The organism is Streptomyces akebiae (assembly GCF_019599145.1).
In the GTDB taxonomy this organism is placed as follows: domain Bacteria; phylum Actinomycetota; class Actinomycetes; order Streptomycetales; family Streptomycetaceae; genus Streptomyces; species Streptomyces akebiae.
Genome location: NZ_CP080647.1, coordinates 7,349,212 through 7,366,365 on the forward strand (window position 1 = coordinate 7,349,212; position 17,154 = coordinate 7,366,365).

Annotated in this window: 16 protein-coding genes and 1 riboswitch; of the genes, 6 read left to right on the forward strand and 10 right to left on the reverse strand. The window is 72.6% G+C overall.

Going from position 1 to position 17,154, the window contains the following annotated elements; translation table 11 throughout:
• Nucleotides 1-61: 61 nt before the first annotated feature.
• The 6 genes from K1J60_RS31810 to K1J60_RS31835 form a co-directional block, all read right to left on the reverse strand.
• Entirely contained in the window at nt 62-472 is a 411-nt protein-coding gene (locus K1J60_RS31810) for an aggregation-promoting factor C-terminal-like domain-containing protein (protein ID WP_450166706.1), read from the reverse strand.
• A 349-nt stretch (nt 473-821) separates the two neighbouring features.
• A complete protein-coding gene (locus K1J60_RS31815) occupies nt 822-1,664 on the reverse strand; it encodes an ECF transporter S component (RefSeq protein ID WP_220649211.1) in 843 nt (280 codons plus the stop codon).
• Nucleotides 1,661-3,412, reverse strand: coding sequence for an ABC transporter ATP-binding protein (locus tag K1J60_RS31820; RefSeq protein WP_220649212.1), 1,752 nt, complete (start codon nt 3,410-3,412; stop codon nt 1,661-1,663). Before K1J60_RS31820 ends, K1J60_RS31815 begins: the two co-directional genes overlap by 4 nt.
• Entirely contained in the window at nt 3,409-4,482 is a 1,074-nt protein-coding gene (locus K1J60_RS31825) for a CbiQ family ECF transporter T component (RefSeq protein ID WP_317619732.1), read from the reverse strand. Before K1J60_RS31825 ends, K1J60_RS31820 begins: the two co-directional genes overlap by 4 nt.
• 206 nt (nt 4,483-4,688) lie before the next feature.
• Nucleotides 4,689-5,300, reverse strand: coding sequence for an SCO2322 family protein (locus K1J60_RS31830; protein ID WP_259408340.1), 612 nt, complete (start codon nt 5,298-5,300; stop codon nt 4,689-4,691).
• Nucleotides 5,301-5,416: 116 nt separating this feature from the next.
• Nucleotides 5,417-6,754: a prenyltransferase/squalene oxidase repeat-containing protein gene (locus K1J60_RS31835; RefSeq protein ID WP_220649214.1), complete on the reverse strand. Its 1,338-nt coding sequence runs from the start codon at nt 6,752-6,754 to the stop codon at nt 5,417-5,419.
• A 122-nt stretch (nt 6,755-6,876) separates the two neighbouring features.
• Nucleotides 6,877-6,961, reverse strand: a riboswitch (cobalamin riboswitch).
• A gap of 90 nt (nt 6,962-7,051) precedes the next feature.
• Here K1J60_RS31835 and K1J60_RS31840 point away from each other — a divergent pair.
• On the forward strand, nt 7,052-7,888 hold the full coding sequence (locus K1J60_RS31840) for a phosphotransferase (RefSeq protein ID WP_220649215.1): 837 nt from the start codon (nt 7,052-7,054) through the stop codon (nt 7,886-7,888).
• Between the two features lie 292 nt (nt 7,889-8,180).
• Here K1J60_RS31840 and K1J60_RS31845 read toward each other — a convergent pair whose 3' ends face one another.
• Nucleotides 8,181-9,209, reverse strand: a complete 1,029-nt coding sequence (locus K1J60_RS31845; RefSeq protein WP_220649216.1) for an MBL fold metallo-hydrolase — start codon at nt 9,207-9,209, stop codon at nt 8,181-8,183.
• 162 nt (nt 9,210-9,371) lie between these two features.
• Here K1J60_RS31845 and K1J60_RS31850 point away from each other — a divergent pair, with 162 nt between their 5' ends.
• Both K1J60_RS31850 and K1J60_RS31855 read left to right on the forward strand, forming a co-directional pair.
• A complete protein-coding gene (locus K1J60_RS31850; RefSeq protein ID WP_220649217.1) occupies nt 9,372-10,862 on the forward strand; it encodes an aldehyde dehydrogenase in 1,491 nt (496 codons plus the stop codon).
• Nucleotides 10,862-11,095, forward strand: coding sequence for a ferredoxin (locus tag K1J60_RS31855; RefSeq protein WP_220649218.1), 234 nt, complete (start codon nt 10,862-10,864; stop codon nt 11,093-11,095). The genes K1J60_RS31850 and K1J60_RS31855 overlap by 1 nt, the downstream gene beginning before the upstream one ends.
• 395 nt (nt 11,096-11,490) lie before the next feature.
• Here K1J60_RS31855 and K1J60_RS31860 read toward each other — a convergent pair whose 3' ends face one another.
• Entirely contained in the window at nt 11,491-12,153 is a 663-nt protein-coding gene (locus K1J60_RS31860) for a TetR family transcriptional regulator (RefSeq protein ID WP_220649219.1), read from the reverse strand.
• 217 nt (nt 12,154-12,370) lie between these two features.
• On the opposite strand from K1J60_RS31860, the gene K1J60_RS31865 reads away from it, so the two are divergent.
• The 3 genes from K1J60_RS31865 to K1J60_RS31875 are packed head-to-tail and all read left to right on the forward strand — an operon-like array spanning nt 12,371 to nt 15,605.
• Nucleotides 12,371-13,771, forward strand: a complete 1,401-nt coding sequence (locus K1J60_RS31865; protein ID WP_220649220.1) for a glycosyltransferase family 4 protein — start codon at nt 12,371-12,373, stop codon at nt 13,769-13,771.
• Complete coding sequence (locus K1J60_RS31870; RefSeq protein ID WP_220649221.1) at nt 13,765-14,541, forward strand: class I SAM-dependent methyltransferase; 777 nt, start codon at nt 13,765-13,767, stop codon at nt 14,539-14,541. Before K1J60_RS31865 ends, K1J60_RS31870 begins: the two co-directional genes overlap by 7 nt.
• Nucleotides 14,538-15,605 (forward strand): prenyltransferase/squalene oxidase repeat-containing protein, encoded by a 1,068-nt coding sequence (locus tag K1J60_RS31875; RefSeq protein ID WP_033527341.1) that lies wholly within the window; start codon nt 14,538-14,540, stop codon nt 15,603-15,605. Before K1J60_RS31870 ends, K1J60_RS31875 begins: the two co-directional genes overlap by 4 nt.
• A 156-nt stretch (nt 15,606-15,761) precedes the next feature.
• On the opposite strand, the gene K1J60_RS31880 is transcribed toward K1J60_RS31875, so the two are convergent.
• Both K1J60_RS31880 and K1J60_RS31885 read right to left on the reverse strand, forming a co-directional pair.
• Nucleotides 15,762-16,049, reverse strand: a complete 288-nt coding sequence (locus K1J60_RS31880; protein ID WP_184894776.1) for a hypothetical protein — start codon at nt 16,047-16,049, stop codon at nt 15,762-15,764.
• An 85-nt stretch (nt 16,050-16,134) separates the two neighbouring features.
• Complete coding sequence (locus K1J60_RS31885; RefSeq protein WP_220649222.1) at nt 16,135-17,145, reverse strand: LLM class F420-dependent oxidoreductase; 1,011 nt, start codon at nt 17,143-17,145, stop codon at nt 16,135-16,137.
• Nucleotides 17,146-17,154 lie beyond the last annotated feature (9 nt).

A 17,154-nucleotide genomic window follows, 5' to 3' on the forward strand; every position in this document is an offset into this window, starting at 1 on the left:
GCCGCCGCCTTCGGTCTGTGTCGGCGCCAGGCCGCGCGCCGGTGGTACCGCTCGTGTCGGATCAGTACCAGTTGTTGGCCTGCCAGAAGTTCCACGCGCCACACGGGCTGCCGTAGCGGTCCTTCATGTAGTCCACACCCCACTTGATCTGGGTGGCGGCGTTGGTCTTCCAGTCGGAGCCGGCCGAGGCCATCTTGGAGCCGGGGAGCGCCTGGACCAGACCGTAGGCGCCGGAGGACGCGTTCGTCGCGTTGACGTCCCAGTCGCTCTCGTGGTCGACGATGTTGGAGAAGCACTTGTACTGCGCCGAGTCCCCGATCATCTTCTTCGCGACCGCCTGGGCCTGCGAGGCCTCCGACGCGGCCTGGGCGGGCGCGGCGGCGAGCAGGGCACCGGTGGCGGCGACGGCCAGGGTGGCACCGGCGAGGGCCTTCTTCGGGGAGGCGATGCGGCGGAGAGCGGAGCGGGTCACGGGGATCCTTTTCTTCGGGGACGTGGTCGTCGCGGGCATGCCTTCACCACCTGAGGCGCGGTGGGGGCGTACGTCGGCGCCGAGGCCCGGGTGGGCACGTCGGCGCCGTTGCGACTCATCCAGAGAAACAGCCGGAGCGGCCGTCCGCAATGACCCCTTTTGCTAGTTGTGGTCGTATCCGTACGCAAAGCACCTTCTGTGACGTGGCTCTCAAAGCCCAGGTCAGCACCGCTAAGGGCGCGTGCATGCCAAGCACTTCGATCTACGAAGCCCGTACGTATGTGACGTGGGCCCTGTGGGGTGGTTCACGGCTCACGCGACGGACGGTGAGTGGTTCCCGGCCGGAGAGTCACCGTTCGGGCGGGGTGAAGGTGACCGCGCTCTCGAAGGCGGCCCTGCGGGTGGCCCGGCGCAGCGCCTTGAGGACCGGGGTGCCCAGGGTCAGGGTCAGGAGGACGGTGACGACCGCGCGGCCCAGGTCCCAGCCGAGGGACGTGGCCAGGCAGTACGCGAGGAAACGCGTGAGGTTGGCGGCCGGGGCCGCCGCCGCGTCGTAGGCGATGGCCGAGGCGAGGGTGTCGATGAAGGGCCAGCCGTAGAGGTTCATGATCGTGCCGTACGCGAAGGCGGCGACGAAGCCGTAACCGGCGAGCAGGGCGAGTTCGGCGCGGCCGCGCAGGCGGTGGGCGCCCGGGAGCAGCCCGGCGCCCATCGCGAACCACCCCATCGCCAGCATCTGGAACGGCATCCACGGGCCCACGCCCCCCGTGAGCAGCGCGGACGAGAACATCGTCACCGCGCCCAGGGTGAAGCCGAACCCCGGGCCGAGGACACGGCCGCTGAGCACCATGAGGAAGAACATCGGCTCGATCCCGGCGGTCCCGGCCCCGATGGGGCGCAGCGCCGCGCCGACGGCCGCGAGCACCCCGAGCATCGCCACCGCCTTCGCCCCGAGCCCCGCCTCGGAGAGCGTGGCGCCGACGACGCCGACCAGCAGCACGAGCAGCCCGGCGAACAGCCAGGGCGCGTCCTTCGCGTGCGCGGTCACCTGCGAACCGGGGTCCGCGAAGAAGGGCCAGGCGAACGCGGCGGCCCCGACGGCACTGACGAGGAGGAGGGCGGCGACGGTACGGGGAGAGAGGGGGACGGGGCGACGGCGGCGGGGGCGGGGCAGGAGCGAGGGGCTGCTCATCGGGGCTCCTCCGGCCCGGGTGCCGCAGCCGTCGCTCGCAGGGCGCGCCGCACCTGGGTCGTGGTCAGCCAGGTCTGCGGGGCGAGGATCTTCGTGACCTGTGGGGCGAAGGACGGGGAGCCGACGAGCACCTCGGGGGTCGGGCCGTCGGCGACGACCTCCCCGTCGGCGAGGATCAGCACGCGGTGGGCCAGCTCGGCGGCCAGTTCCACGTCGTGCGTGGCCAGGACGATGGCGTGCCCGTCGGCCGCGAGGGCACGCAGGTGCGTGACCAGGCGGGCCTTGGCCGCGTAGTCGAGGCCCCGGGTCGGTTCGTCGAGCAGGAGCAGGGGCGGGCGGGCCGTGAGGACCACCGCCAGCGCGAGGGCCAGCCGCTCCCCCTCCGACAGGTCGCGCGGGTGCGTGTCGTCCCCGATCCCGGGCAGCAGTTCGCAGACGAGGGCCCGGCACGTGCCCGGTTCGGCGCCCGCGTCCCGGTCCGCCGCCGCGCACTCCGCCGCGACCGTGTCCGTGTAGAGCAGGTCACGGGGTTCCTGCGGTACGAGGCCCACGCGGCGCACGAGGTCCCAGGGCGCCGTCCGATGGGGGACCAGCCCGCCCACCCGCACCGAACCGGCCGCCGGTTCCACCAGCCCGACCAGCGCGGACAGCAGCGTGGACTTGCCCGCGCCGTTGCGGCCCATGAGGGCGATCGTCTCGCCGGGGGTGACGGTGAGGGAGACATGGGTGAGGGCGTGGACGCGACCGCGGTGGACATCGAGGGCCGTGACCGTCGCCGGAGCGGCGGGGAACGAGGGGGCGCGAAGGGGGGAGCGCTTGCCCAGGAGGCGCCGCAGGAGGGGGGATCGTGGGGGCGGGGAGAGCTCGGGGGCTTGTGTTGTGTGCGGGGTGCGGGCGGGTCGTGGTTGATCGCGCGGTTCCCCGCGCCCCTTTGGGGCGAGGGCTTCCCGCAGGGGACCCGAGCAGCGGCGGGCGTCCCGGACGGTCAGGGGCAGCGGGGACCAGCCCGCCAGGCGGCCCAGGTCCACCACCGGCGGGTACACGGGCGAGACCGCCATCACCTCGGCCGGCGTGCCCAGGACCGGCGGCGCGCCCGGGGCGGGCAGCAGAACGACCTGGTCGGCGTACTGGACGACGCGTTCCAGGCGGTGCTCGGCCATGAACACCGTCGTGCCCAGGTCGTGGACGAGCCGCTGCAGCACGGCCAGTACCTCCTCGGCGGCGGCCGGGTCCAGGGCGGAGGTCGGCTCGTCGAGGACGAGCACCCGGGGGTGCGGGGTGAGGACGGACCCGATCGCGACACGCTGACGCTGGCCGCCGGAGAGCGTGGCGATGGGGCGGTCACGGAGGTCGGCGAGACCCAGCAGGTCGAGCGTCTCCTCCACCCGGCGCCGCATGACATCCGGGGCGAGGCCCAACGACTCCATCCCGTAGGCGAGTTCGTCCTCGACCGTGTCCGTCACGAAGTGCGACAGCGGATCCTGCCCCACCGTGCCGACCACGTCGGCGAGTTCCCGCGGCTTGTGGGTACGGGTGTCCCGCCCGGCCACCGTCACCCGGCCGCTCAGCGTGCCCCCGGTGAAGTGCGGCACGAGCCCGCTCACCGCCCCCAGCACGGTCGACTTGCCGACGCCCGACGGCCCGACGAGCAGCACGAGTTCACCCTCCGGGACCTCGAAGTCCACGCCCCGGACGGTGGGTTCGGCCGCCCCGTCGTACGTCACGGACACGTCCTCGAAGCGGATCACGGGGTTTCCTCCTCGGACGGGGCGGCGGTAGGCGCCGGTACGGCGAACGCGGGGAGCAGGCCCAGCAGGATCGCGGCGGCGGGCAGGAGCGGGAGGTCGGGTGAGGTGAGGGGGACGACGCCGGGGTGCAGGGCGGCGGAGTCGTACGCGGCGGAGACGATCAGCAGCACGGCGACGGCCACCCCGGAGCCTGCCACCAGCCACGCCCGCACCCCCCACACGTCGGGCCGGTAGCGGGTGCGCGGTGAGCGGCGCCCGCCCAGTCGCAGTCCCGCCAGCGCGGCGGCGACTCCCGCGAGCAGCACGGGCAGGCCGTAGCCGCCGCCCTCGGCGGTCAGCACACCGTACGTTCCCGCGCAGACGCCGAGCAGTCCACCGAGGGTGAGTGCGGCGGTCGTACGGCGAACGGGTGCCGGGACCTCGGCGGTACGGCCGTAGCCGCGCGAGTCCATCGCGGCGGCGAGCGCGACCGACCGCTCCAACGCGCCCTCCAGGACCGGGAGTCCGACGTGCAGCAGACCCCGCAGGCCCCGGTCGGGCCGGCCCCGCAGCCGCCGCGCGGCCCGCAACCGCTGTACGTCGGCCACCAGATGCGGCGCGAACGTCATCGCCACCACGACGGCCACACCGGCCTCGTACAGCGCGCCGGGGAGGGACTTGAGGAGGCGGGCCGGATTGGCCAGGGCGTTGGCGGCGCCGACGCAGATCAACAAGGTGGCCAGTCGCAGCCCGTCGTACAGCGCGAACAGCAGCCCCTCCGCCGTCACCCGACCCCCCAGCCTGATCCCCTGCGCCCAGGCGGGAAGCGGCACTTCGGGGAGCGCGAACAGGGTGTGCGTCCCCGGGATGGGTGACCCCAGCGCGACCGCGAACACCAGCCGAACGCCCAGCACCACCAGCCCGAGCTTCACGAACGCGGTGTACGAGCGGGCCCAGGGGGCGTCCGTGCGGTGCGTGGCCACGACGTATCCGGCCACCGCGATGAGCAGAGCCAGGAGCAGGGGGTTGGTGGTACGCGACGCGGCGGTCCCGAGCCCGAGTGCCCAGCCCCACCACGCGAGGGGATGCACCCCGCCCCGTCGCCACCCCGTATCCCCGCGGAACCGCACCGCCGGAACGGCCTCTCCCGCTGTCCGGGGCGTCGTCCGGGCCGCGGGCAGTCGTGCCGCCGGGACGGCACGGTTCGGCGCGGCGGCACCTCGTACCGCCGAGCCGCGGGACCTGCCCCCGGCCGGCCCCGCCTCCGGCCGCCCTGTGAACCACCGCATCGCGCCGCCTACCCCCGGCGCCGCCGCGCCCGCCACACCGCGGCGGCCCCCAGCACGGCGACGAGACCCGCACCCACGAACAACCCGACGGACGGCCCCGACTCCTCCTCGGCGGCGCCCCCGGCCGACGAACCCGGGGCGTCCGTACGGCCGTCGGAGGCGGATCCGGCATCGGAACCGACCGCCTCCCCACACCCCTTCCCCGGATATCCCCCGATCGCGCAGAGCAGTGCGTTCGTGTCGTAGCGAAGCGGCTTCGCGACGGACGCCAACGCCTCGGCCGTGGTCGCGTCGTCCGGCACGCGCGCACAGGCCGTACGCGCCGCCGGAGGCGTCTCACCCTCCGGCGCGTCCGCCGCCGTACCGAAGTCGATGACCAGCGCGACCCGCTTCTCCCCGCCGCGCGCGGCCGTGTCCCCGCAGATCGAGGCGAAGTCGGCGGCGCCACGCGGCTGGACCGCGTCCGCCGAGTCGCGGCTCACGGCGAACCGGAAGCCCTGCACCGCCCCGTCCGTCGGCCGCGCGGTCGACGGCCCCTGCGTGGCGTACGCCCAGGCGGAACCGTCCCGCTCCCAGAAGGACCAGTACCGGTACGCGGCGGCCTGGGCCTGCCCCGACATCCCCAGCACGAGCAGCAGCCCGCTCAGCAACGCGAACACCGCACCCCGTGGCGGTCGAACCGCGCCCCGTGGCGCCACGGCGGCCGACCGCCGCGCGGCACCCCTCCGACGCCCGGTCACGCCTCCGGCCGCTTCCGGCCGACCCTCACCAGCACGAACCCGACGACGGCGGCGACCACGACCAGCCCGAGCCCGATCCCCCACCACGCACCCGCCCCGAGACCGTCGCCCGCCTCGTCCCCGGCGGCCGTGTCCTCGTGCGGGACCGAGGAGTAGTCGTCCACGTCACCGGCCGGACCGGTCTCCCGCAACTGGGCCACGAGATCGGCGCCACCGAAGTCACGCGGGTCGCCGCCGGAGGCGTGCGCCGCGAAGACGAGCTGGGCGTACGCGGCGGGCCCGGCCTTGGCCGCCCACACCCCGTAGTTCTTCCGCAGCCAGGAGAGCGGCTTCCCGGTCGCGTCCAGATCCCCGGCGGCGGCGAGCGCGACGACCGCGTCGGCGGTGTTGCCGTGGTCGGGCTGGTCCTCCGCACCCGCGAGGGATGACTTCAGATAGCCGTCGGCGGCGAGGGCGCCGGCCAGATGGACGGCCCCGTTGTGCGCGAGATCCTCCGGAGCGTCACCCGGGGCGCAGTCGTCGAACGAGGCCGCGCCCTTCCCTTCGCCGCGCCTGGCCTCGACCACGAACCCCTCGCCCAGGCTGCCGAGCACGGCGGCGGCCGTGGCGTCGGCGTTCGCCGCGAGGCCGCCCTTCTTGTCGGGCTGATAGGCGAAGGCCCCGCCGTCCTTCGTACCGCTCTCGCCGCCCGCCTCCCCGTCGCCGCAGGGGAGGGCGAGGGCACGGAGGGCGTCGTAGGGGGAGTTGCCGTCCTTCCGCTGCTTCTCGGGGGCGTCACCCACGGCGGCCAGCGCACCGATCACGACGGACGTCGAGTTCGCGTCGCTGGGCCCGCCCGCGGTGTAGCCCCAGCCGCCGTCCTCGTTCTGGTTCTCCTTCAGCCACCGCACCGCCCGACCGGCCTCGGCGTCCCGCCCGCCGACCGCGGCGAGCGCCTGTATCGCGGCCGCCGTGCTGTTGGTGTCGAGGGGCGTCTCGGCGTCGCATTTCGCGGTCGCGTCGGCGCGGTACGCCGCGAACGCCCCGCTCGCGCACTGCTGCCCGACGAGCCAGTCCACGGCCCCGGCGCCGGGCTTCTCACCCACGGTGTCCAGGGCGAGCAGGGTGAGGGACTGCCGCCAGACACCGTCGTACGTGGGGTCGGTGGAACCGTACAGACCGGTGGGGAACGCCTGGGAAGGCGCGGCGGAGGGAGAGCCGGACGCCTCGGAAGCCGTGTCGTCGGCGAAGGCGGCCGGCGCGAGACCGAGACCGAGTCCGGTGCCGAGTCCGGTACCGAGTCCGGATGTGACGGCCAGTACGGCGACGACCGCGGCGCTGCGGCGGACATTCATGATCGGCGGCTGCCTCTCCCTGACGGGGAGCCGGGCGGCACGGCGAAGCGCCGGGCGGCTCGGCTCCGTATTCCTCGACGGTGCCGTGCACCGGCGGACCGCCGGTGACGCGAGCCGGTCACGATTCCGCACAGGGCAGTCCGACTTGCCACCCCTGTCGAGGTCGGCTCACGGTTGCGGGTCAGCGCCGGATTTGCACCGGCTTCCCCCTGTACGGGTGTGATGACGACGCGGTCACTCTACCTGCCGGTAGCCGGGATTCTGAGGGTCGCCCATGGGGCGCGATAGGTTCGGGCCATGCGTACGGGGAGACTGCTGGGTGCGGGCCGCACGGCCGACGTGTACGAACTCCTCGCCGACGAGGGCGAGTACGGACCGCACGGCCACGGCGACCTCGTCGCGGACACCGGGGCGGGCGCCGCCGGCGGCCGCGCCGACCGTGACGGAGCCGACACACATACCGGACACGGCGGTGCCTGGGTGCTGCGGCGCTACCGGGACGAGTGGGGCGACGCGGCCGCCGAGGCCGAGGTCATGGAGTACGTGCGGAGCCATGGGTATCCCGTTCCGCGCGTGCGCTCGGCGACCCGCACGGAGATGGTGCTGGAGCGCCTGACCGGCCCGACCCTGCTGGAGGCCTGCGCCGCCGGCTCGATCGACCCGACAGCGGCCGGCGCCACCCTGGCCCGACTCCTGCGCACCCTCCATGCCCTCCCGCCCCGGCGCCGCCCCGCATCCCGGGTCCTGCACCTGGACCTCCACCCCGAGAACGTCGTTCTCACCCCGCACGGCCCTCGGGTCATCGACTGGAACAACGCCGAGGAGGGGCCGCCCGGCCTCGACTGGGGTGTCTCCGCGATGATCCTCGCCCAGGTCGCCGTCGACGAGTCCGACCCCCGCGCCCCTTTGGCCCACGCCACCCTCGTCTCCCTCCTCAGCCACCGGCTCGACGGCCCTTCCGCATTGACGAAGGACGGGCTGGCCGAGGCGAGACGCCGCCGGACGGCCACTCCGACGATGTCCGCGCGCGAGGTGGAACTCATGGGAGCGGCAGAGGAGTTGATCCACCACCTCACGGCGCCGGGAGCGGTGGGCCGAGGGGACGGGGGTGTGGGGGAACGAGGGTCCGCATAGCCGGGGACCGGGCAACACCTCGGCCTGGGCGAACGCCGTCCTGAAAGGCCCGAGTTGACGCAGGCCGCTGCCCCGCCGCACAGCCGCCTGCCGCTGGTCGCCCGTCGCCCGCTGGCCCTCGGCCACCAACCACCGACCGGTCGGCCCTTGGCCGCCACCGGCGCTCAGCCACCGACCGTCGGCCACGGACCACGGTCGCCGACACAGGCGGCCAGCCGCAGACCGACGGTCGCCGGCCCTCAGCAACTGGCCACCGGTCCTCCCCACCGATCACGGCCGGACGCCCATCCCCTCACACCGCCACATACCGCACCGGCTCGCCCCCGGCCACCGCCTCCGCTCGGCCCAGTTTCACCAGGCGGCGGAGGTGGGCCTCCGCCTCGGAGACCGCGATGTTGCGGGAGGTGAAGGGGATCTGGGGCCAGGGGCGGTTCCACTCCATGCGTTCGGCGAGTTGCCATGGGGTGAGGGGGGAGGCGAGGAGGGTGAGCAGGTCGGTGAGGCGGGACTCGTGGTGGGCCAGCAACTGCCGTACACGCGCGGCCGGGTCGGTGAACGCGTACTGATGGGCGGGGAGGATCTCGGCGGCGCCGAGACGGCCGACGCGTTCGAGGGAGTCGAGGTAGTCGCCCAGGGGGTCGGTGACGGTGTCGTCGTCCGGGTCCTCGTAGAGGCCGATGTGCGGGCTGATCTCGGGCAGGAGGTGGTCGCCGGAGAACAGGCGTCCGTGGCCGGGGAGTTGGGACGGGTGCTGCTCCTCCAGGTGGAGGCAGACGTGTCCCGGCGTGTGGCCCGGCGTCCAGATCGCGCGGACGCGGCGGCCGGGGAGGTCGAGGAGTTCGCCGGGGATGATCTCGCGGTCGGGGAGCGCGGGGGAGAAGCCGGGAAGGGCGCGCGGGCGGCGCGGGGCCCGCAGGGGCGCGAGGTGTTCCTCGGGCGCGCCCGCCGCCGTGAGCTTGTCCGTCATGTAGGAGTACCAGCGCTCGGGGCCGGTCCCCCGCGTGCGCCGTACGATCGCCGTGTCCGCCGCGTGCATCGCGATCCACGCCCCGGACGCCTCGCGCACCGCCCCCGACAGGCCGTGGTGGTCGGGATGGTGGTGCGTGATCACGACCCCGTGGATCTCCGCGACCGACGTACCGCAGGCGCTCAGGCCCGCGGCGAGCGTGTCCCAGGACGCCGGGTCGTCCCAGCCGGTGTCGACGAGGACCGGCCCGCGGTCGGTGTCGACGACGTACACGAGGGTGTGGCCGAGCGGGTTGTCCGGGATGGGGACCTCGATGGACCGTACGCCTCCGCCGTGATCGGTCACCTGTGTCATGGGGTCACTATAACTAGAACGAGTTCCACCAGGGATGGATGTGAGGGCGCGCGGGTGTCCCGTCGGCCGGCGCACGACATGGACTCCTTCTCCTGGAACTGGTATCAGTTCCCTATTCGAATCTGACGGTATGTCAGAGAGTGGCTCCGGGAGGCGACGGCCATGACCGAACTCGTGGAACACGGACAGCTGTTCATCGGCGGGGCGCTGACCGACCCCCTGGGCACGGACGTCATCGAGGTGGTCTCGCCGCACACGGAGGAGGTCATCGGCCGCGTCCCGCACGCCTCGCGCGCGGACGTCGACCGGGCCGTGGCCGCCGCGCGCCACGCCTTCGACCACGGCCCCTGGCCCCGTACGACCCTCGCCGAGCGGATCGAGGTCGTCGCCCGGATCAAGGACGCCTTCGCCGTGCGCCACGAGGAGTTCGCCCGGATCATCAGCTCCGAGAACGGCACCCCCTTCACCTCCAGCGTGATGGTGCAGGCCCTCGCGTCGATGATGGCGTGGGACGCGGCGATCACCACCGCCCGCGACTTCACGTACGAGGAGGGGCGCGACGGCGTGCTCGGCCGGATCCTCGTCCGGCGCGAGCCGGTCGGGGTGGTCGCGGCGGTCGTCCCCTGGAACGTGCCCCAGTTCACCGCCGCCGCCAAACTCGCCCCCGCCCTCCTCGCCGGCTGCCCGGCCATTCTGAAGGTCTCGCCCGAAACCCCCCTGGACGCCTACCTGTTGGCGGAGATCGCCGCCGAGGCCGGACTGCCCGAGGGCGTGCTCTCGATCCTTCCCGCCGACCGTGAGGTCAGCGAGTACCTGGTCGGGCACCCGGGCGTCGACAAGGTCTCCTTCACCGGCTCGGTCGCCGCGGGCAAACGCGTCATGGAGGTCGCCGCCCGCAACCTCACCCGCGTCACCCTGGAGTTGGGCGGCAAGTCGGCGGCGGTGATCCTCCCCGACGCCGACGCGCAGACCGCCGTGAACGGCATCGCCCCCTTCGCCTGGATGATCAACGGCCAGGCGTGCGTGGCCCAGACCCGCATCCTCGTCCCGCGCGGCCGCTACGACGAGTTCGCCGAGGCCTTCGCGGCCTACGCCTCCGCCCTGAAGGTCGGCGACCCGCTGGACCCGGCCACCGAACTGGGCCCGCTGGTCGCCGCCCGCCAGCAGCGCCGCAGCCTCGACTACATACGCATCGGGCAGGAGGAAGGCGCGAAGATCCTCACCGGCGGCGGCCGTCCGGCGGGCCTGGAGCGCGGCTGGTACGTCGAACCGACCCTCTTCGGCGACGTCGACAACTCCATGCGCATCGCCCGGGAGGAGATCTTCGGCCCGGTGATCTGCCTCCTGCCCTACGGCGACGAGGCCGAGGCCGTACGCATCGCCAACGACTCCGACTACGGGCTCAGCGGCAGCGTCTGGACCGCCGACGACGAACGCGGCATCGACATCGCCCGCCGGGTCCGCACCGGCACCTACTCCGTCAACACCTTCAGCCTCGACATGCTCGGCCCCTTCGGCGGCTACAAGAACTCGGGCCTGGGGCGCGAGTTCGGCCCCGAGGGCTACGGCGAGTACCTGGAACACAAGATGATCCATCTGCCCGCCGGTTACGAGCCGCCCGCCGGCGTCAGCGCGGGCAAGGGGGTCGGGTGATGGGCGACCGCTGGCACGTGGAGGTCGACCGCGCCCTCTGCATCGGTTCCGCCCAGTGCGTCCACCTCGCCCCGGACGCCTTCCGCCTCGACTCCGCCATGCAGTCCCACCCCACCGAACCGGACACCGACGCCCACGAACGCGTCCTGAAGGCGGCGGAGGGCTGCCCGGTGGAGGCGATCTCCATCGCCCTGCTCGGAAGCGGGGAGCCGGTGTTCCCGCCGGAGGAGTAGGGGTCTGCGCTCTGCGGTCGGCACGCGAAACGATCACCGCACGCGGGGCGGGAACGGGACCGAAAGGTAAAAAATCCCTTTCGGGGGTTGTGTTCTCGTATGGGCGTTCTATCGTAGAAATCAGCCTACGAGGCGAGTGAGGGAGCCGACCGGAGTAGCCGACATGGGCGCGAGGTAGCAGATCCGCCGGTGCCGACGTCGACGGTCGGGCTGAGAGGCCGGAAGGCAGCAGGACAGGGCCGGAAGGCGACCCCCAGCACCTGATCCGGGTAATACCGGCGCAGGGAACCCGTCTCGTAGGTCTTTTCGTGTGCCCGCCGGCCCTTTCGGCTGCCCGCTTCCGGCTCCTTCCGGCTCCGCTCCGGCTCCTTCCGGCTCCTTCCGGCTCCTTCGGGCTACGCCCGCTCCCGCCGCTCCGGGGCCGTCAGGTCGATCAGCCGGCACACCGTCTCGATGTCGATCTTCACCTGGGCGATGGAGGCGCGGCCGGAGAGCCAGGTGATGAGGGCCGAGTGCCAGGTGTGCTCGATGACGCGGACCGCCGACAGCTGCTCCGCGGTCGGGCTCTCCAGCCCCATGGCGTCGAGGATGATCGCGGTGGTCTGGTGGGAGACCTGGTCGACCTCCGGGCTGACGCTGCGGTCGGCGAAGGTCAGGGCGCGCACCATGGCGTCGGCGAGGTGGGGCTCGCGCTGCAGGGCCCGGAAGGCGCGCATCAGGGTCTCGGCGACGCGCTCGGCGGCCGTCTCGCCGGACGGGGGCTTCTTGCGGAGCGTGCCGTGCATGTGCTCCAGCTGGTCCTGCATGGTGGCGACCAGCAGATGGATCTTGGAGGGGAAGTAGCGATAGAGGGTTCCGAGGGCGACCTGCGAGGACTCCGCGACCTCCCGCATCTGCACGGCGTCGAAACCGCCCCGGCTGGCCAACTGGGCACTGGCGTGCAGGATGCGGCGCCGGCGTGCCTCCTGGCGCTCCGTGAGGGGCGGCGAGTCCGGTCGCGTGCTGCCGGCATCCACCTTGGCCTCCAGCTTGGTCTCCACCTTGGCTTCCGCAGGCATGGTTCTCGTTCCGTGACAGTCGTGACGGTCGGTGAGGATATGCGATCACAGAGCATGCCAGGGCGGGTGCCGTGGCGTGAATCACCTGATCCATCTCTCACAGCGGTTCTACCAGCCGGTAGATTCAGAGCCTCTTGAACGATCAACTCTGAAACTTGTTCTAGATTACCGTCTCGTCGTAATCTCACGGGAAATCGCAGTGAGAAGGGGGCCAGGAGTGACCGCTGAGGCCAGTCGGGCGGGGTCCCGACGTGACCTTGCCGCCGACGGCGGGCGACCGCTCGACATCGCGCTCCTCACCTATAAAGGGAACCCGTTCTGCGGGGGCCAGGGCGTCTACGTACGGCACCTCTCGCGCGAGCTGGCCCGTCTCGGCCACCGGGTCGAGGTGATCGGCTCCCAGCCCTACCCCGTGCTCGACGAGGACGCCGTCCCCGTCGACGGACCGGGCGGGATCTCCCTCACCGAGCTGCCCAGCCTCGACCTCTACCGGCAGCCCGACCCCTTCCGCACCCCGAAGCGGGACGAGTACCGCGACTGGATCGACGCCCTCGAAGTGGCGACGATGTGGACCGGCGGTTTCCCCGAGCCGCTGACCTTCTCGCTCCGCGCCCGCCGTCATCTGCGCGCCCGGCGCGGCGAGTTCGACGTCGTCCACGACAACCAGACCCTCGGGTACGGGCTGCTGGGGGACGTGGGCGCCCCGCTCGTCACCACCATCCACCACCCCATCACCGTCGACCGGCAGTTGGAGCTGGACGCGGCCGAGGGCCGGCAGCGCCGGATGTCCGTACGCCGCTGGTACGCCTTCACCCGCATGCAGAAGCGGGTCGCGCGACGGCTGCCGTCCGTGCTCACCGTCTCCGGCACCTCCCGCCAGGAGATCGTCGACCACCTCGGCGTGCGCGACGACCGGATGCACGTCGTGCACATCGGCGCCGACACCGACCTCTTCTCGCCGAATTCCGCCGTGCCGCAGGTGCCCGGCCGGATCGTCACCACCTCCAGCGCGGACGTGCCGCTCAAGGGACTCGTCTTCCTCGTCGAGGCGCTCGCCAAGGTGCGCACCGAGCACACCACCGCCCATCTGGTCGTCGTCGGGAAGCGGCCCACCGAGGGCCCGGTCGCCCAGGCGGTCGAGCGGTACGGCCTCGAAGGCGCCGTCGAGTTCGTCAAGGGCATCTCCGACGCCGAACTCGTCGACCTGGTCCGCTCGGCCGAGGTCGCCTGCGTGCCCTCGCTGTACGAGGGGTTCTCGCTGCCCGCCGCCGAGGCCATGGCCACCGGTACGCCGCTGGTCGCCACCACCGGCGGAGCCATACCGGAGGTCGCCGGACCCGACGGCGAGACATGCCTCGCGGTGCCCCCGGGTGACCCGGGCGCCCTGGCCACCGCGCTCGGTCGGCTGCTCGGCGACCCCGACCTGCGGCAGCGGCTCGGCCGCGCGGGACGCGAGCGCGTACTGCGGCGATTCACCTGGGCCAAGGCGGCCGAGGGCACGGTCGCCCACTACCGCGAGGCGATCGCCCGTACGGCGCTCGAAGGCGCCGAAGCCGTCGAAGAAGTAGTTGAAGCAAACCGCGAAAGCGCCAACCGCGAAAGCAGGGCCACGTGCTGACCGTCGACTTCTCCCGGTTCCCCCTCGCCCCCGGGGACCGGGTCCTGGATCTCGGCTGTGGAGCGGGCCGGCACGCCTTCGAGTGCTACCGGCGCGGCGCCCAGGTCGTGGCCCTCGACCAGAACGCCGAGGAGATCCGCGAGGTCGCCAAGTGGTTCGCGGCGATGAAGGAGGCGGGCGAGGCCCCCGAGGGCGCCAGCGCCACCGCGATGGAGGGCGACGCCCTCGCGCTGCCCTTCCCCGACGAGTCCTTCGACGTCGTCATCATCTCCGAGGTGATGGAGCACATCCCCGACGACAAGGGTGTACTCGCCGAGATGGTCCGGGTGCTCAAGCCCGGCGGCCGCATAGCCGTCACCGTCCCGCGCTACGGCCCCGAGAAGGTCTGCTGGGCGCTCTCGGACGCGTACCACGAGGTCGAGGGCGGCCACATCCGCATCTACAAGGCGGACGAACTGCTGGCCAAGATCCGCGAGGCGGGCCTCAAGCCGTACGGCACCCACCACGCCCACGCCCTGCACTCGCCCTACTGGTGGCTGAAGTGCGCGTTCGGCGTCGACAACGACAAGGCGCTGCCCGTGCGGGCGTACCACAAGCTGCTGGTCTGGGACATCATGAAGAAGCCCCTGGCCACGCGGGTCGCCGAGGAGGCGCTGAACCCGCTGATCGGCAAGAGCTTCGTGGCGTACGCGACCAAGCCGCACCTGCCGGTCGCCGCTGCCACCACCGCGTCCGCCGCCACCGCCGCTGCTTCGGCGGACGCCAAGTGACGACCCCCCGGACAGAACACCTGGTCCTGCCCGGGGTCCTCACCGCGGAGGAGGCCGACGCCACCGTGCGGGGCATCCTCGCGGTGCAGCGCGCGGACGGTGCCATCCCGTGGTTCCGCGGACACCACCTCGACCCGTGGGACCACACCGAGGCGGCCATGGCCCTGGACGCGGCCGGTGAGCACGAGGCCGCCGAGCGCGCCTACGAGTGGCTGCGCCGCCACCAGAACGAGGACGGCTCCTGGTACGCCGCGTACGCCGACGGCGACGCCCACGACGTCACCGACCGGGGCCGGGAGACCAACTTCGTCGCGTACATAGCCGTCGGCGTCTGGCACCACTACCTGGCCACCGGCGACGACACCTTCCTCGACCGCATGTGGCCCGCCGTCTACGCGGCGATCGAATGCGTCCTGCGGCTCCAGCAGCCCGGCGGCCAGATCGGCTGGAAGCGCGAGGACGACGGCACACCGGTCGACGACGCCCTGTTGACGGGCAGTTCGTCCATCCACCACGCCCTGCGCTGCGCCCTCGCCATCGCCGAGCAGCGCGAGGAGCCGCAGCCCGACTGGGAGTTGGCGGTCGGCACGCTGCGGCACGCGATCCGCAGGCATCCCGAGCGGTTCCTCGACAAGGACCGCTACTCGATGGACTGGTATTACCCGGTGCTCGGTGGCGCGCTCACCGGCGCCGAGGCCAAGTCGCGGGTCGAGGAGGGCTGGGACCGTTTCGTCGTCCCCGGGTTCGGTGTCCGCTGTGTGGTCCCCAACCCGTGGGTGACCGGCGGCGAGTCGGCCGAACTCGCCCTGGCCCTCTGGGCGATGGGCGAGTCCGACCGTGCCCTGGAGATACTGCAGTCCATCCAGCACCTTCGCGACCCCGAGTCGGGCCTGTACTGGACGGGTTACGTCTTCGAGGACAGGGCCGTCTGGCCGGAGGAACTGACCTCCTGGACCGCGGGGTCGCTCCTGCTGGCCGTGGCCGCGCTGGGCGGCGACGAGGCCACGTGCGCGGTCTTCGGCGGGGAGCGTCTGCCGCGTGGGCTGGACGCGGAGTGCTGCTGAGCCGAGGCCGGCGGTCGACCGCCGGCCCGGTGGCCCGGAAAGCACGGGGCGCGGCCCCTGCCTGTCAGGGGCGCGGGGATCTGCGCGACCAGCCCCCACCGGACCCGCACTCGCTCAATGACGGTGCGTCAATGACGGTGCGTCAATGACGGTGCGTCAATGACGGTGCATCCGATTGGCGATGGCGTGTCCCACGAACAGGTAGACGACGGCCGCCAGGCCGTACCCGGCCACCACCCGGGCCCACTGCTCGTCGAACGTGAACAGGTCGTGCGACCAGCCGGCGAGCCAGCGGGCCGCGTCATGGACGAACTGCACGAAGTCGTTCGTGCCGTTCGCGCCCAGCAGGTACATCAGGATCCACAGGCCGAGGATGAACGCCATGACATCGGCGACGATCGCGATGACCCGGCCCGCCTGATTGGAACCGCTATATCGAGACATGCCTGACGGGTTGCCCGTCGGGCCCCGACGAAACCTCGTTCGACTCCGCGATCCCCCTCGGCGCCCCCCGAAGCCTCCTCGTGGCCTAGGAGTTGAGCTCCGCCAGCACCCGCAACGTATGCGGATCGGGGGCCAGTACGAGCAGGTCCGTCACCGGTCCCTTCCGCCACGACTCCAGCCGTTCCGCGATCCGTTCCCGCGGCCCGACCAGTGAGATCTCGTCCGCGAAGGCGTCCGGTACGGCGAGCACGGCCTCCTCACGCCGCCCGTCGAGGAAGAGCCGCTGGATGCGCCGGGCCTCCTCCTCGTACCCCATGCGGGCCATGAGGTCGGCGTGGAAGTTTCGCCGGGCGTGCCCCATCCCGCCGATGTAGAAACCGAGCATGGCCTTCACGGGCAACAGCCCCTCGGCGACGTCGTCACAGACCCTCGCCCGTGCCATGGGTGCGATGAGGAAGCCGTCGGGCACGTCGGTCAGGGAGGCCTCGTAGACATCGGTCCGCGACGGCGACCAGTACAACGGCAGCCAGCCGTCCGCGATCCGGGTCGTCTGCGCGATGTTCTTCGGCCCCTCCGCGCCGAGCAGGACGGGGAGGTCGGCCCGCAGCGGGTGGGTGATGGGCTTCAGCGCCTTGCCGATGCCGGAACCGTCCGGTCCGTCGTACGGGAGCGGATGGAAGCGTCCGTCGAGTTCAACCGGGGCCTCACGCCTGAGGACTTGGCGTACGACGTCGACGTACTCCCTGGTCGCGGTCAGCGGGGACCTCGGGAACGGCCGCCCGTACCAGCCCTCGACGACCTGCGGCCCGGAGAGCCCGAGCCCGAGCAGGGCCCGCCCGCCGGAGAGGTGGTCCAGGGTCAGCGCGTGCATCGCGGTGGTCGTGGGCGACCGGGCCGCCATCTGCGCGACCGCCGTGCCCAGCTTGATCCTGGAGGTGTGCGCCGCGATCCAGGTGAGCGGCGTGAAGGCGTCCGAGCCCCAGGACTCGGCGGTCCACACCGAGTCGTACCCGAGCCGCTCCGCCTCCTGGGCGAGCGGGACATGGTCCGCCGAGGGGCCGCGTCCCCAGTAACCGAGTGCCAGACCGAGCCGCATACGCCTGCC

What these genes read in the sequence shown, in the direction of transcription:
- K1J60_RS31815 (WP_220649211.1), bottom strand. Translation starts at nt 1,664, where the DNA reads ATGAGCAGCCCCTCGCTCCTGCCCCGCCCCCGCCGCCGTCGCCCCGTC.
- K1J60_RS31830 (WP_259408340.1), bottom strand. Translation starts at nt 5,300, where the DNA reads ATGTCGGGGCAGGCCCAGGCCGCCGCGTACCGGTACTGGTCCTTCTGG.
- K1J60_RS31835 (WP_220649214.1), bottom strand. Translation starts at nt 6,754, where the DNA reads ATGAATGTCCGCCGCAGCGCCGCGGTCGTCGCCGTACTGGCCGTCACA.
- K1J60_RS31840 (WP_220649215.1), top strand. Translation starts at nt 7,052, where the DNA reads ATGCGTACGGGGAGACTGCTGGGTGCGGGCCGCACGGCCGACGTGTAC.
- K1J60_RS31845 (WP_220649216.1), bottom strand. Translation starts at nt 9,209, where the DNA reads ATGACACAGGTGACCGATCACGGCGGAGGCGTACGGTCCATCGAGGTC.
- K1J60_RS31850 (WP_220649217.1), top strand. Translation starts at nt 9,372, where the DNA reads ATGACCGAACTCGTGGAACACGGACAGCTGTTCATCGGCGGGGCGCTG.
- K1J60_RS31855 (WP_220649218.1), top strand. Translation starts at nt 10,862, where the DNA reads ATGGGCGACCGCTGGCACGTGGAGGTCGACCGCGCCCTCTGCATCGGT.
- K1J60_RS31860 (WP_220649219.1), bottom strand. Translation starts at nt 12,153, where the DNA reads ATGCCTGCGGAAGCCAAGGTGGAGACCAAGCTGGAGGCCAAGGTGGAT.
- K1J60_RS31880 (WP_184894776.1), bottom strand. Translation starts at nt 16,049, where the DNA reads ATGTCTCGATATAGCGGTTCCAATCAGGCGGGCCGGGTCATCGCGATC.
- K1J60_RS31885 (WP_220649222.1), bottom strand. Translation starts at nt 17,145, where the DNA reads ATGCGGCTCGGTCTGGCACTCGGTTACTGGGGACGCGGCCCCTCGGCG.